The sequence below is a fragment of the Bradyrhizobium sp. SZCCT0153 genome (assembly GCF_018129995.1).
Taxonomy (GTDB): Bacteria; Pseudomonadota; Alphaproteobacteria; order Rhizobiales; family Xanthobacteraceae; genus Bradyrhizobium; species Bradyrhizobium japonicum_G.
In genome coordinates this window covers 1-13639 of the sequence record NZ_JAFCKS010000014.1, presented here as the reverse complement: position 1 = coordinate 13639, position 13639 = coordinate 1, and the positions used below count along the sequence as shown (strand labels likewise).

12 protein-coding genes are annotated in these 13639 nt (G+C 65.3%); 8 read left to right on the top strand and 4 right to left on the bottom strand.

Going from position 1 to position 13639, the window contains the following annotated elements; translation table 11 throughout:
* Window positions 1-80: 80 nt before the first annotated feature.
* On the top strand, window positions 81-965 hold the full coding sequence (gene blaBJP, locus JQ572_RS33160) for a BJP family subclass B3 metallo-beta-lactamase (protein WP_211387044.1): 885 nt from the start codon (window positions 81-83) through the stop codon (window positions 963-965).
* Window positions 966-1118: 153 nt separating this feature from the next.
* Here the strand turns inward: blaBJP and hutU are convergent, their stop codons facing one another.
* Genes hutU through hutI form a run of 3 tightly spaced genes read right to left on the bottom strand, consistent with a single transcriptional unit; the run spans window position 1119 to window position 5572 of the window.
* Window positions 1119-2789 (bottom strand): urocanate hydratase, encoded by a 1671-nt coding sequence (hutU, locus tag JQ572_RS33155; protein WP_211387043.1) that lies wholly within the window; start codon window positions 2787-2789, stop codon window positions 1119-1121.
* 12 nt (window positions 2790-2801) lie between these two features.
* Complete coding sequence (hutH, locus tag JQ572_RS33150) at window positions 2802-4361, bottom strand: histidine ammonia-lyase (protein WP_211387042.1); 1560 nt, start codon at window positions 4359-4361, stop codon at window positions 2802-2804.
* Window positions 4358-5572, bottom strand: coding sequence for an imidazolonepropionase (gene hutI / locus JQ572_RS33145; RefSeq protein ID WP_211387041.1), 1215 nt, complete (start codon window positions 5570-5572; stop codon window positions 4358-4360). The genes hutH and hutI overlap by 4 nt, the downstream gene beginning before the upstream one ends.
* 100 nt (window positions 5573-5672) lie before the next feature.
* Here hutI and JQ572_RS33140 point away from each other — a divergent pair, with 100 nt between their 5' ends.
* The 7 genes from JQ572_RS33140 (at window position 5673) to JQ572_RS35240 (ending at window position 12172) form a co-directional block, all read left to right on the top strand.
* Entirely contained in the window at window positions 5673-7031 is a 1359-nt protein-coding gene (locus JQ572_RS33140) for a formimidoylglutamate deiminase (protein WP_211387040.1), read from the top strand.
* On the top strand, window positions 7028-7756 hold the full coding sequence (gene hutC, locus JQ572_RS33135; RefSeq protein ID WP_211387039.1) for a histidine utilization repressor: 729 nt from the start codon (window positions 7028-7030) through the stop codon (window positions 7754-7756). Before JQ572_RS33140 ends, hutC begins: the two co-directional genes overlap by 4 nt.
* Window positions 7757-7861: 105 nt before the next feature.
* Window positions 7862-8806, top strand: coding sequence for an ABC transporter substrate-binding protein (locus JQ572_RS33130; RefSeq protein WP_211387038.1), 945 nt, complete (start codon window positions 7862-7864; stop codon window positions 8804-8806).
* A gap of 72 nt (window positions 8807-8878) precedes the next feature.
* Window positions 8879-9652, top strand: coding sequence for an ABC transporter permease (locus JQ572_RS33125; RefSeq protein WP_211387115.1), 774 nt, complete (start codon window positions 8879-8881; stop codon window positions 9650-9652).
* Window positions 9649-10434 carry an ABC transporter ATP-binding protein gene (locus JQ572_RS33120; RefSeq protein WP_211387037.1) on the top strand — a complete coding sequence of 262 codons (786 nt, stop codon included), beginning with the start codon at window positions 9649-9651 and terminating at the stop codon, window positions 10432-10434. Before JQ572_RS33125 ends, JQ572_RS33120 begins: the two co-directional genes overlap by 4 nt.
* Window positions 10427-11659 (top strand): Zn-dependent hydrolase, encoded by a 1233-nt coding sequence (locus JQ572_RS33115; protein WP_211387036.1) that lies wholly within the window; start codon window positions 10427-10429, stop codon window positions 11657-11659. Before JQ572_RS33120 ends, JQ572_RS33115 begins: the two co-directional genes overlap by 8 nt.
* A 369-nt stretch (window positions 11660-12028) precedes the next feature.
* Window positions 12029-12172: a hypothetical protein gene (locus JQ572_RS35240; RefSeq protein ID WP_249129657.1), complete on the top strand. Its 144-nt coding sequence runs from the start codon at window positions 12029-12031 to the stop codon at window positions 12170-12172.
* Here JQ572_RS35240 and bamA read toward each other — a convergent pair.
* A partial coding sequence (gene bamA, locus JQ572_RS33105; protein ID WP_211387035.1) for an outer membrane protein assembly factor BamA occupies window positions 12173-13639 on the bottom strand: 1467 nt, incomplete at its 5' end.

Below are 13639 nucleotides of genomic sequence, written 5' to 3'. Positions count from 1 at the left end.
GCCGAACCTCGCGCGACGTAGCTTGCGCCCCGGTCGAACCACGGCCGGTCAAAACGACAAGAACACTTTTGGAGGAAACCATGAGAAAGCTCACGGCCGCGCTATGCGCATTGGCGCTATCGGCAACCGGCGCGCAGGCGCAAACCATCAAGGACTTCCTGGCGGTAGCCATGAAGAAATGGACGGCGCCGTTCGACCCGTTCCAGCTGATCGACAACATCTACTATGTCGGCACCGACGGCATCGCCGTCTACGTCATCAAGACCTCACAAGGCCTGATCCTGATGGACACGGCGATGCCCCAGTCGACCGGAATGATCAAGGACAACATCGCAAAGCTCGGGTTCAAGGTCGCCGACATCAAAATCATCCTGAACACGCACGCGCATCTCGACCACACCGGCGGCTTTGCTGAGATCAAGAAGGAGACCGGGGCGCAGCTCATCGCGGGCGAGCGCGACAGGCCTCTGCTCGAAGGCGGCTATTATCCAGGCGACGAGAAGAACGAGGACCTCGCCTTCCCGGCGGTGAAGGTCGATCGCGCCGTCAACGAAGGCGACAAGGTCACGCTCGGCGACACCACGCTGACGGCACATGCAACGCCCGGCCATTCCCCGGGCTGCACCAGCTGGGAAATGACCGTCAAGGACGGTGGCCAGGACCGCGAGGTGCTGTTCTTCTGCAGCGGCACGGTGGCGCTGAACCGGCTGGTCGGCCAGCCGACCTATGCCGGCATCGTCGACGACTACCGCACGACCTTCGCCAAGGTCAAGGCGATGAAGATCGACGTGCTGCTCGGGCCGCATCCGGAAGTCTATGGCATGCAGGCCAAACGCGCCGAGATGAAGGATGGTGCGCCGAACCCGTTCGTCAAGCCCGGCGAGCTCGCAACCTACGCCACCGGCCTGTCGGAGACTTTCGACAAGCAGCTCGCCAAGCAGACGGCGGCGCTGGAGAAGAAATAGCATTCATCGGGAAGGCGCACACCTTGCCTCGACGAGGAGAGGTGTGCGAGCACGGCGGCTCGGACCGTTGGCCATGCGATAGTATATTGCGCCCCTCGACGGCGCCGGGACGCCTGCTGCAAAGGTCGTGGCCTGAGGCCAGGAACGGGCGCGCTACTTCGTCAGGCTCGGCAGATCGAGACCCTTGTCACGGGCGCAGTCGATCGCGGTCTCGTAGCCGGCGTCCGCATGGCGCATGACGCCGCTGGCTGGATCATTCCAGAGCACGCGCTCGATCCGCTTTGCGGCCTCCGGCGTGCCATCGGCGACGATCACCATGCCGGCATGCTGGGAATAACCGATGCCGACGCCACCGCCATGGTGCAGCGAGACCCAGGTCGCGCCGCTGGCGCAATTGAGCAGCGCGTTGAGCAGCGGCCAATCGGACACCGCGTCCGATCCGTCTTTCATCGCCTCGGTCTCACGGTTCGGGCTCGCCACCGAGCCGCTGTCGAGATGATCGCGGCCGATCACGATCGGCGCTTTCAATTCGCCGCGCGCGACCATCTCGTTGAAGGCAAGGCCAAGGCGATGACGATCGCCAAGACCGACCCAGCAGATCCGCGCGGGCAGGCCCTGGAACTTGATGCGCTCCCTGGCCATGTCGAGCCAGTTGTGCAGATGCTTGTCATCAGGCATCAGCTCTTTCACTTTGGCATCGGTCTTGAAGATGTCCTCGGGATCGCCCGACAGCGCGGCCCAGCGGAACGGCCCGACGCCGCGGCAGAACAGGGGACGAATATAGGCGGGAACGAAGCCCGGAAAATCGAAGGCGTTCTTCAGGCCCATGTCCAGCGCCATCTGGCGGATGTTGTTGCCGTAGTCCAACGTCGGGATACCCTGCGCGTGGAAATCCAGCATGGCCTGGACGTGCTCGACCATCGAAGTTTTTGAGGCACGCTCCACCGCCTTCGGATCGAAGGCACGCTTGTTTTCCCAATCGGCGAGCGTCCAGCCCTTCGGCAGATACCCGTTGATCGGGTCGTGCGCGCTGGTCTGGTCGGTGACGATGTCCGGCTTGACGCCGCGCCGGACCAGTTCGGGGAAAATCTCCGCGGCATTGCCGAGCAGGCCGACCGAGACCGCTTTCCTGGTCTTCGCCGCCTCGGCCATGATCGCGAGCGCCTCGTCGAGTGTCGCAGCCTGCCGATCGAGATAGCTCGTGCGCAGCCGCATCTCGATGCGGCTCGGCTGGCATTCGACCGCGAGCATCGAGGCGCCGGCCATGGTCGCGGCCAGCGGCTGCGCGCCGCCCATGCCGCCAAGGCCAGCGGTGAGAATCCATTTGCCGGCGAGGCTGCCGCCGTAGTGGCGTCGGCCGACCTCGACAAAAGTCTCGTAAGTGCCCTGCACGATGCCCTGGCTGCCGATATATATCCACGAGCCCGCAGTCATCTGGCCGAACATCATCAGGCCCTTGCGATCGAGCTCGTTGAAATGGTCGAGCGTCGCCCAATGCGGCACGAGATTCGAATTCGCGATCAGCACGCGCGGCGCATCCGCATGGGTGCGGAAGACGCCGACCGGCTTGCCGGACTGGACCAGCAGCGTCTGGTCGCCTTCGAGCTCGCGCAGCGAGGCGACGATCCGGTCGAAACTCTCCCAGTCGCGGGCGGCGCGGCCGATGCCGCCGTAGACGACGAGCTCGCTCGGACGTTCCGCCACATCAGGATCGAGATTGTTCATCAGCATGCGCAAGGGCGCTTCCGTCAGCCAGCTCTTGGCGCTGATCTCGCTGCCGCGGGGCGCGCGGATGGTGCGGTCATTGTCCAGTCGGCGGTTCATGCGGAAACCTCTTCAGTCAAGCTTCGGGAACGGATCGGTCGGAAGCGCCGTGAGTGCCACGGCCGGCAGCGCATCGGCCTCGACGAGCGCGGCGGCCTTGGCGAGATCCCCGGCCATGTACCGATCGGCACCGAGCGCCGGCACATGTTCGCGAAGCGCGGCAATGACGGCGACTAGCGGCGCGCTGGTCGCGTGCGGCGCGCGCAGCGTGATGCCTTGGGCGGCGACCAGAAGCTCGATGCCGAGGATGGCGGCGAGATTGTCGGCCATGTCCGACAGGCGCCGTGCAGCATGCGCGGCCATCGAGACGTGGTCTTCCTGATTGGCGCTCGTCGGCGTCGAGTCGATCGAGCAGGCCGCCGCGCGCTGCTTGTTCTCGGCATAGAGCGCGGCCGCCGTCACCTCGGCGATCATGAAGCCGGAATTGATGCCGGGATCAGGCGTCAGGAATGGCGGCAGGCCAAAATTGAGCGCGGGATCGACCAGCGTCGCGATCCGCCGTTCGCTGATCGCGCCAATTTCCGACAGCGCAAGCGCAATTGTATCGGCCGCAAACGCCACCGGCTCTGCGTGGAAATTGCCGCCCGAGACGATCTCACCGGTCTCGACCAGGACGAGCGGATTGTCGGTGACGGCATTGGCCTCGACGATCAGCGTGCGCGCGGCCTGCGTGATCAGATCGAGAGCGGCACCGGCGACCTGTGGCTGGCAGCGCAGGCAATAGGGATCCTGCACGCGCTCGTCGCCTTCGAGATGCGACAGGCGGATGTCGCTGCCGTCGAGCAGCGCCATCAGGGCTGCCGCCGCCGCGATCTGCCCGGCATGGCCGCGCAGCGCCTGAATTTCCGGACGGAACGGGGCTGTCGAGGCCATTGCCGCGTCCACGGACAGCGCGCCGGTGACGAGCGCCGCGCGCGCCAGGCGAAATGCGCGCAGCCCGCCGGCCATGGCATAGGCGGTCGAGAACTGCGTTCCGTTGATCAGCGCGAGCCCCTCCTTGGGGCCGAGCGTCAGCGGCGCGAGGCCGGCGGCGGTGAGCGCTTCGCTGCCCGATACTGTCCTGCCATCGACGATCGCCTGCCCTTCACCGATCATCACCGCCGTCATGTGCGCAAGCGGCGCGAGATCGCCGGAGGCGCCGACCGAACCCTGCTGCGGCACCAGCGGCGAGACGCGCCGCGCCAGCATGTCCTGCAACTGCTCGATCACCTCGCGGCGGACGCCGGAGGCACCACGCCCGAGCGAGACGATCTTCAGCGCCATCATCAGCCGAACGATCGGCTGCGGCGTCGCCGGACCGACGCCGCAGCAATGCGAGACGATGAGATTGCGCTGAAGCAGCGCGGTCTGATCGGGCGGAATCCGCTTCGAGGCCAGCTTCCCGAAGCCGGTATTGATTCCGTAGACAGGCGCTGCGGCCTGAGCGGCCTTCGCGACGATCGCCGCAGCCGCCTCGACGCGCGGCCAGAACGAGGCATCGAGCACGACGGGCGCGCCCTCCAGCACGCGCACGAGTTCGTCGAGGCTGACCGCTCCAGGCTTGACGACGACCGCTGCGTCCTGCTCCGTCACTGTCCCCTCCACACCCGGCGATGCAGCGGATTGAAGCCGATGCGATAGACCAGCTCGGCGGGCCGCTCGATGTCCCAGATCGCGAGGTCGCACCATTTGCTGGCTTCCAGCGTGCCGGTCTCCTGGAGCACGCCAAGAGCACGCGCGCCTTCGCGGGTGACACCAGCGAGGCATTCGGCGACTGTCATCCGGAACAGCGTCGCGCCCATGTTCATCCCGAGCAGGAGCGAGGTCATCGGTGAGCTGCCGGGATTGCAGTCGGTTGCCAGCGCCATAGGCACGCCGTGCTTGCGGAACGCTTCGATTGGCGGCTTCTGCGTCTCGCGGATGAAGTAGAAGGCGCCGGGCAGCAGCACAGCCACCGTGCCGGCCTTCGCCATCGCGGCAACGCCGGCCTCGTCCGTATGCTCGAGATGATCGGCCGAAAGCGCCGAGAATTTTGCGGCAAGCGCAGCACCGCCGAGATTCGACAGCTGGTCGGCGTGAAGCTTGACCGGCAGCCCAAGTCCCCTCGCCGTCTCGAAGACCCGCGCGGTCTGCTCGCCTGAAAAAGCGATGCCCTCCATGAAGGCGTCGACGGCATCGGCGAGACCGGCCTTTGCCACCGCGGGCAGCATCTCGTTGCAGACCAGATCGATGTAACGATCCTTATCACCCTCTGCTTCGACCGGCAGCGCATGTGCGCCGAGAAAGGACGTACGGATCGCAACCGGCCGCTGTCGGCCGAGGCTGCGCGCGGCCGCCAGCTGCCTCATCTCGGTCCCGGCATCGAGACCATAGCCGGACTTGACCTCGACCGTGGTGGCGCCCTCGCCGATCAACGCATCGAGCCGCGGCAGCGCGCCTGCCACGAGCTCGGCCTCGCTTGCCTTGCGCGTCGCGGCTACCGTCGAGACGATGCCGCCGCCGGCGCGCGCGATCTCCTCGTAGCTCGCGCCCTTCAGGCGCAATTCGAATTCATGCGCGCGATTGCCGCCATAGACGAGATGGGTGTGACAATCGACGAGGCCCGGCGTGATCCAGCGCCCCTCGCAATCGATCCGCTCGATCGCGTCCGCATCCGCCGGAAAGTCAGCTTTTGCGCCGGCATGGACGATGTGGCCGCCGCGCGTGGCGATGACGCCGCGCTCGATCTCGCCGAGATCGGGACGGTCGGCCCGCATCGTGGCGAGGCGGGCATTATGCCAGATCCGGTCGAAACGTTCTGCCATGCAATCGTCCCTTCCGCGGCTACCCGTGCGCCCTGGGATGCTTGACTTATATGTCTAGACATATAATCGTGGGGCGGTTCTGTCCAGCCGGCATGGAAACATGACACGACTGCATTTCGCCTCCGCGCTCCTGCCTTCGGGCTGGGCCAATGACGTGCAGGTGGTGATCACCGCCGGCGCGATTGCCGAGGTGACGCCGGGCGTGGCGCCGTCCGCCGGCGACGAGCGCCACGAAATCGCGCTGCCGGGATTGGCGAGCCTGCACAGCCACGCATTCCAGCGCGGCATGGCGGGACTTGCGGAGCTGCGCGGCCACCGCACCGACACCTTCTGGACCTGGCGCGAGACGATGTACCGTTTCGCGCTGGCGATGACGCCGGATGACGTCGTCGCTGTCGCGACCCTGCTGTATGTCGAGATGCTGGAGCAGGGCTTTACCCGCGTCGGCGAGTTCCATTATCTGCATCATGATCGCGACGGCTCGCACTACGCGGACCTCGGCGAGATGGCCGCGCGCATCGCGCAGGCCGCCGAATCGTCGGGCATTGGGCTGACCCTGCTGCCGAGTTTCTATGCGCATGGCTCGTTCGGCGGCGCGGCGGCGCATGACGGCCAGCGCCGTTTCATCTGCTCGGTCGATCAATTCGCCGATTTGATGAGCGCATCGCGCAAGGCGATCGCAGCATTGCCGGGCGCGAATATCGGCATCGCCCCGCACAGTTTGCGCGCGGTGACGCCGGAGGAACTTGCAGCCATCATTCCGCTCGCAGACGGCGGGCCCGTGCACATTCATGCCGCCGAGCAGGTGAAAGAGGTCGAGGATTGCCTGGCCTGGTCGGGACGGCGGCCGGTGCAATGGCTCCTGGAGCATGCGCCCGTCGATCAACGCTGGTGCCTCATCCACGCGACCCACACCACCAATGAGGAAGTGGCCGCCTTCGCCAAGACAGGCGCGGTCGCCGGCCTCTGCCCCATCACCGAGGCGAGCCTCGGCGACGGCATCTTTCCGGCCCGCGAATTCCTCGATGCCAGCGGCGCCTTCGGCGTAGGTACCGATTCCAATGTGCTCGTGGGCGTCGCCGACGAGTTGCGCCAGCTCGAATACGGTCAGCGGCTCAAGCACCGCGAGCGCAACGTGCTCTCCGCCGGAGCGGGCCGCTCGACAGGACGCACGCTGTTCGATCATGCGCTCGCTGGTGGTGCGCAGGCATTGGCACAAGGGACGGTCGGACTTATGCCCGGTGCATGCGCCGACATCGTTACGCTCGACATAGATCATCCGTCGCTGGCCGGGCGTGCGCGCGATGCGGCCATCGACGGCTGGATCTTTGCGGCGGGCAGCGGCGCGATCGATTGCGTCTGGGCCGGCGGCCACAAGGTCGTTGAAGCTGGCGGGCACAGACTACGACAGAGGGCGCGCGAAGGCTTCAACACATCGGTGCGGAGGCTCATTGCATGAGTCTCACCACTGCTGCTCCGGACCAGCCGACGCTCTACAAGCGGATCCGGGCCGACATCGAGAAGCGCATCCTGACCGGCGAGTGGCCGCCTGGACATCGCATCCCGTTCGAGCACGAACTGGTCGCGCGCTACGGCTGCTCGCGCATGACCGTGAACAAGGCATTGTCTGAGCTCGCGCAAGCCGACCTGATCGAGCGGCGGCGGCGCGCGGGCTCTTTCGTCCGCCGGCCGCAACACCAGTCTGCCGTGCTCAAGATCGCCGACATTCGCGCCGAGATTACCGCGCTCGGCCGCGGCTACGGCTACGAACTGATCGGCCGCAAGCTCCGCACTGCGACCGCTGCCGACCGCGAGCGTCTCGGCGTCAGGAAGGCCGGCAAGGTGGTTGCGATCACCTGCCGGCACAGTGCGGATAAGGTGCCATTTGCCGTCGAGGACAGGCTGATCGATTTGTCGTCGGTGCCGGATGCCGCGACCGCGGATTTCTCGCGCGAGCCGCCCGGCTCGTGGCTGCTTCATCATGTCCCATGGACGGAAGCCGAGCATACGATCAGCGCCATCGTCGCGGATGATCGCACGGCGGAAGCGCTCGACATCGCCGTCGGCGCACCCTGCCTGGTGATCGATCGCTATACCTGGCGCAGCGCACGCACCATCACCGCGGTGCGGCTACTTTATCCCGGTGACTCTCACCGCCTTGTCGCCCGATTCAAGGGAGGCTGAGAGGATATGTCGGCACAAATCGTGCAACGATTCGGGCAACGGTCCATTGGGACCGACAATGATCAACAGGACGTCAATCCATCGATCGGCAAGAGGACGACAATCATGCGTAGTTCGAAAGTTTTTGCGACAATCATTGCCCTCGCGGCTTCCACTCCGGTGCTCGCCGACGACGTCAAGGTAGGTGTCGGCATCTCCGGATGGACCGGCTTTGCGCCGCTGACGCTGGCAAAAGAAGCCGGCATCTTCAAGAAGAACGGCCTCGACGTCACCATCAAGAAGATCCCGCAGAAGGACCGCCACCTCGCGATCGCCTCCGGCGACGTCCAGTGCGCGGCGACGACGGTCGAGACCTGGATTTCCTGGAACGCCAATGGCGTTGCGACCAAGCAGATCTTCCAGCTCGACAAGAGCTATGGTGCCGACGGCATGGCGGTGCGCAACGATCTCGCCGCGATCAAGGACCTGAAAGGCAAGACGGTTGCGGCCTCCGCGCCCGGCACCTCGCCCTATTTCGCGCTGGCCTGGATGCTGAAGAAGAATGGCTTGTCGGTGAAGGACGTCACTGTCGTGAACCTTGAGCCGGCGGCTGCAGCGCAGGCCTTCGTGTCCGGCCAGAACGATGCCGCCATGACCTATGAGCCGTATCTCTCCACGGTTCGTGCCGCGCCCGACAAGGGCAAGATCATCGCGACCACGCTCGACTATCCGATGGTCATGGACACGTTCGGCTGCACGCCGAAATTCCTCACCGAGAATCCCAAGGCGGCCAAGGCGCTCGCCGACAGCTATTTCGAGGCCCTCGACATGATCGCCAAGGATCAGGCCAAGGCCTATGAGATCATGGGCGCCGACGTGAAGCAGACCGGCGAGGCTTTCGGCAACTCGGCAAAGTATCTGCGCTGGCAGGACAAGGCCGCGAACCAAAAGTTCTTCGCCGGCGACTTCCTGACCTTCAACAAGGAAGCGGCCGACCTCCTGCTCGAGATCGGCATCATCAAGACCGCGCCGAAGGTCGAGGACCTCTTCGACGCGAGCTACATCAAGTAGACCTGCCAGGAGCCGCCGGCCCCGTCCCGCGACGGGGCCGGCAAATCTGTTCACCGCCCGGATAGACCCTTGATGCGTCCCCTGGATCCCGTGACGTCGAAGCAGCGCGTTGCCTATGGGCTTGCGTTCTTCGCGGTGTTCGTCGCCCTCTGGTCGTGGGCGACCTTCGGCGGCCATGTGTCGAAAGTGTTCCTCGCCAACCCGCTGACCATGGTGCAGGAAGGCGTCGACCTGATCACCAAGCAGGGCTTCCTGTTCGACATCGGCATGACGATCTGGCGCGTCGTCGGCGGATTTGTGCTCGCCGCGATCATCGCGGTGCCGCTCGGCGTGTTGATGGGTGCCTACAAGCCGGTCGAAGCCTTTCTCGAACCCTTTGTTTCCTTCGCGCGCTATTTGCCCGCCTCGGCCTTTATCCCACTCCTGATCCTGTGGGCCGGCATCGGCGAGTTGCAGAAACTGCTCGTCATCTTCATCGGGTCGGTGTTCCAGGTCATTCTGATGGTCGCGGTCACCGTGGGTACCACCCGGCGCGATCTGGTCGAGGCGGCCTATACGCTGGGGGCCAACGACCGCGGCATCATCCGCCGCGTGCTGCTGCCCTCCTCCGCGCCCGAGATCGCGGAAATCCTGCGGCTGGTGCTGGGCTGGGCCTGGACCTATGTCATCGTCGCCGAGCTGATCGGCTCGTCCTCGGGCATCGGCCACATGATCACCGACAGCCAGGCGCTACTCAACACCGGCCAGATCATCTTCGGCATCATCGTGATAGGGCTGATCGGCCTGCTCTCGGACTTCCTGTTCAAGGCGTTCAACGCCTGGCTGTTTCCGTGGAGGCTGGCATGACCACGCTCAAGATCGAGCAGGTCTCGCGGACCTTCCCCGCGCGCCACGGCAACGCGCCGACCAGGGCGCTGGAGCCGACAGATCTCACCATCGGCAATAACGACTTCGTCACCATCCTCGGCCCCTCCGGCTGCGGCAAGTCCACGCTGCTGCGCATCGTTGCCGGCCTCGATCGTCCGACCGGCGGCCGTGTGGTGCTCGACGGTCGCGAGGTGACCGGCCCGGGCGCCGATCGCGGCATGGTGTTCCAGTCCTACACGCTGTTCCCCTGGCTGACCGTGCGCGAGAACATCGCCTTCGGCCTGCGCGAGCGCGGCGTGCCGCAGGACCAGCGGAACAAGATCGCTGACGCCTTCATCCGCCAGGTCGGATTGTCCGGCTTCGAGAACCACTGGCCAAAGCAGCTCTCCGGCGGCATGCAGCAGCGCACCGCAATCGCCCGCGCGCTCGCCAACGATCCGAAGATCCTGCTGCTCGACGAGCCCTTCGGCGCGCTCGACAACCAGACCCGCGCCCTGATGCAGGAGATGCTGCTGGGGATCTGGGAGCGCGACCAGAAGACCGTGCTGTTCGTCACCCACGACATCGAGGAAGCGATCTTCCTCGGCAGCCGCGTCATCGTCATGAGCGCCCGTCCCGGTCGGATCAAGGCCGAGATCAATGTGGACCTGCCGCATCCGCGCTCCTACAAGATCAAGACCACAGCCGAATTCGTCCAGCTCAAGGAACGGCTGGTCGAGGAGATCCGTACCGAGGCGTTGAAGGTTGCCGAACATGCCTGACACTTTTCCGCGCGCAAACGGGATGCGGGTTCTTGCCGATCTCAATGCCCTCCGCGCCATCGGCGCCTACAAGACCGGCGTGCACAAGCCGACCTTCTCCGAACCGCACAAGCAATCGCTGGACTGGCTGGTACACAAGCTGCCCGAGGCCGGCCTCGCGGCCGCGATCGACGGGATCGGCAACGTCTTCGGCACCAGCGCGAAGGCCGCACCGAAGCTGCTGGCGGGCTCGCACCTGGAAAGCCAGAATTACGCCGGCTGGCTCGATGGCCCGCTCGGTGTCGTCTATGCACTTGAGGCCGCCCGCGCGCTCAATGCCGATGCTTCGCTCAATGGCGCCGTCGAGGTCGCCGCCTGGTGCGACGAGGAAGGACATTTTGGGCACTTCCTCGGCTCGCGCTCCTACGTCGGGCAGGTGACCGAAGCCGACATCGACGCCGCCCGCGACCGCACCAGCGGTCGCACCATGCGCGCGGCGCTCGCCGACATGGGGCTCGCAGGACGACCGCGCACCAACGCCGAGCCGGGCCGTCACGTCGGATATCTGGAGGCACATATCGAGCAGGGCGACACGCTTGAGAGCGAAGGCCTTGCGGTCGGCGTCGTGACCTCCATCGTCGGCATTTGGCAATACCAGATCAATTTTGTCGGCGCGCAGAACCACGCCGGCACCACGCGCATGGCGGCGCGCAAGGATGCCGGGCTAGCGCTGGCCAAATTCTGCGTTGCGATCGACGAGCGCTTCCCGGCCGCGTGCGGTCCGCGCACTGTCTGGACCACCGGTCGCATCACGCTCGATCCGGGCGCGCCCAGCATCATCCCCGGCGGGGCAGAGATGCTGTTCCAGATCCGCGACGACGATCCGACCGTCATTGCGCGGCTGGAGGGGTTGCTGAAGGCCATGGCGGCCGATGTCAGCGCGCAGGGCCCCTGCACCGTCACCGTGGAGAAACTCCGTACCGGCGCGCCCGCCATGATGAACGCGGGTATCCAGGATGCGATCGAAGCCGCCAGCAAGGCCCTGGCCGGCGGACGATCCGTTCGCATGCCCAGTGGCGCCGGCCACGATGCGCAGATGCTCGCGACGATCATGCCCGCGGGCATGCTGTTCGTGCCGTCGATCGGCGGCATCAGCCATCACTGGACCGAGAACACCGCCGACGCCGATATCGTCACCGGCGCGCAGGTGTTCGTGGACGCCTGCCGGCGGATACTGACGGGCTGACGGATCCAATCTGTGTGCGAGGGTCATGACCGCGAGTGAACCTTATACGGAGCCTACGACCGGCTATTGGCAGGATCTGACGCGGGAGATCCCCGCACGCTTCCCGGCGACGTCACTCTATCGCTTCGGCGATCCCTTGACACTGCCGTGCGGCAGCATCCTCGTCCTGCCCCTGCGTCAGCTTCCCGATGGCGATCGCGCCGTCGCTTCGCTCATCGCGAACCAGGCCTCAAAATCGCGTTGTCGCAGCGCTGGCGGACCATATGGCGACACAGGCGCGATGATGCGATCTCGACCGGCGCAACCGCGATCGCAGCCGTGCGTCTGTTGCAGTGAATTGGCGCCGACATTGCCGGCATGGTCGTTGCGATGAAGCAAACCAATCGCTGGGAGGCCGCGACCGCAATGCTGTCCGTGCCCTTCCCGGTTCGGGCGGTATACGGCTGCCCGCTGTTCCAGCGCGATGAATCCGGCTGGATACCGCTGACCGAGACGCAGCCCGCCATTCCCTGATCAGAACGACGTGCCGCCGCCGAACCTGAATTCCTGGACGGTATCGTATTTGCCCTTCGTGATCGGCACGGCATAGTCGAAGCGCAGCGGCCCGAACGGCGAGGCCCAGATCAGGCCGACGCCGACCGACGATCGCACCGTGTTGCCGTCGTCATATTGCAATCCGCAGGTCGGGCAGGCCTTGGTGTTGACCTCGCCGGTGGCCGTCCAGGACGTCGGCCCCTGATAACCCCAGAGCGAGCCGGCATCGGCGTAGACCGCGCCCTTCAGGCCGACCTCCTTGGGCAGGAACCAGAACGGCATCTGCAGTTCCATCGACGCGCCCCAATATTTCGTGCCGCCGAGGGCATCGCCGCTGACACCTAGGCTTGCGTAGGTGATGTCGCGCGGACCTATGCCGTTTGAGGCAAAGCCGCGCACGAGGTTCGGCCCCATCTGGAAGTGATCCAGCATGCGCAAGTCCTGGTCGCCGAGCTTGCTGAGGATGCCGCCCTGGAAGTGGATCACGCTGACGATCTCGGAGACCAGCGGCGTGTAGTACTTGGCGTCCATCGCAGTCTTCAGATAGGTCACGTCGCCGCCGACCCCCGCGAAGTCTTGTTTGAAATCGATCAGCAGACCGTCGGTCGGGTTCTTGGTGTTGTCGAGCGTGTTGTAGGTCAGCGTGTAGCCGAGCGCCGAGGTCCAGGTCCGGCCGTTCGCCAGCTCCTTTCGGACCGGCAGGCTCGACTCGCCGTCGCCGTAGCAACCGTATCCGTAGACGCCAGAATCCGTGGAATTGGTCGGGTCCACGCCGCCGAGGACGTTCTTGATGTAGGCCGGTGTCGGGTTGTACGCCAGCGACGAGTTGGCCGCGTTGTTGTTGCAGTTGTTATAGGCGCTGGCGAGCGTGATGCTCTGCTGGTAGAGCGAGTAGCGCAGCTGGAGCGAGAGATCTTCGCGCAGCGCAAAGCCCAGGCGCGGCGAGAATCCTAGCGTCGTCACGCCGTAGCTGGTGTAGCTGTTCGACAATTGCTGGCGCCAGGTGACATCCATTCCGAGTGCAAGGCGGTAATCGAGCAGATACGGCTCGACGAACGACAGCGATATGCCGCGCGAATACTGGCCATAGCTGACCGACGCCTTGGCGTAGAGCCCCTTGCCGAACAGGTTGCGTTCGGAAATCGAGACTTCGGCCAGCGCGCCGTCGGTCGTGGAGTAACCGCCGGAGACTGAGAAGTCACCGGTCGATTTCTCTTCCATGTCGACGATCAGGATCACGCGGTCGCTCGACGAGCCCGGCTCGGTGACGATCTTGACGCTCTTGAAGTAGTCGAGGTTCTTCAGGCGCCGCTCGGCACGGTCGACCAGGGCGCGGTTGTAGGCGTCGCCCTCGGAGATATCGAATTCCCGACGGATGACGTAGTCGCGCGTGCGGGTGTTGCCGCGAAGGTTGATGCGCTCGATATAGGTGCGCGGGCCCTCGTC

What these genes read in the sequence shown, in the direction of transcription:
- hutI (WP_211387041.1), bottom strand. Translation starts at nt 5,572, where the DNA reads ATGGCAGAACGTTTCGACCGGATCTGGCATAATGCCCGCCTCGCCACG.
- JQ572_RS33130 (WP_211387038.1), top strand. Translation starts at nt 7,862, where the DNA reads ATGCGTAGTTCGAAAGTTTTTGCGACAATCATTGCCCTCGCGGCTTCC.
- JQ572_RS33120 (WP_211387037.1), top strand. Translation starts at nt 9,649, where the DNA reads ATGACCACGCTCAAGATCGAGCAGGTCTCGCGGACCTTCCCCGCGCGC.
- hutU (WP_211387043.1), bottom strand. Translation starts at nt 2,789, where the DNA reads ATGAACCGCCGACTGGACAATGACCGCACCATCCGCGCGCCCCGCGGC.
- hutC (WP_211387039.1), top strand. Translation starts at nt 7,028, where the DNA reads ATGAGTCTCACCACTGCTGCTCCGGACCAGCCGACGCTCTACAAGCGG.
- JQ572_RS33115 (WP_211387036.1), top strand. Translation starts at nt 10,427, where the DNA reads ATGCCTGACACTTTTCCGCGCGCAAACGGGATGCGGGTTCTTGCCGAT.
- blaBJP (WP_211387044.1), top strand. Translation starts at nt 81, where the DNA reads ATGAGAAAGCTCACGGCCGCGCTATGCGCATTGGCGCTATCGGCAACC.
- JQ572_RS33125 (WP_211387115.1), top strand. Translation starts at nt 8,879, where the DNA reads ATGCGTCCCCTGGATCCCGTGACGTCGAAGCAGCGCGTTGCCTATGGG.
- JQ572_RS35240 (WP_249129657.1), top strand. Translation starts at nt 12,029, where the DNA reads ATGAAGCAAACCAATCGCTGGGAGGCCGCGACCGCAATGCTGTCCGTG.
- JQ572_RS33140 (WP_211387040.1), top strand. Translation starts at nt 5,673, where the DNA reads ATGACACGACTGCATTTCGCCTCCGCGCTCCTGCCTTCGGGCTGGGCC.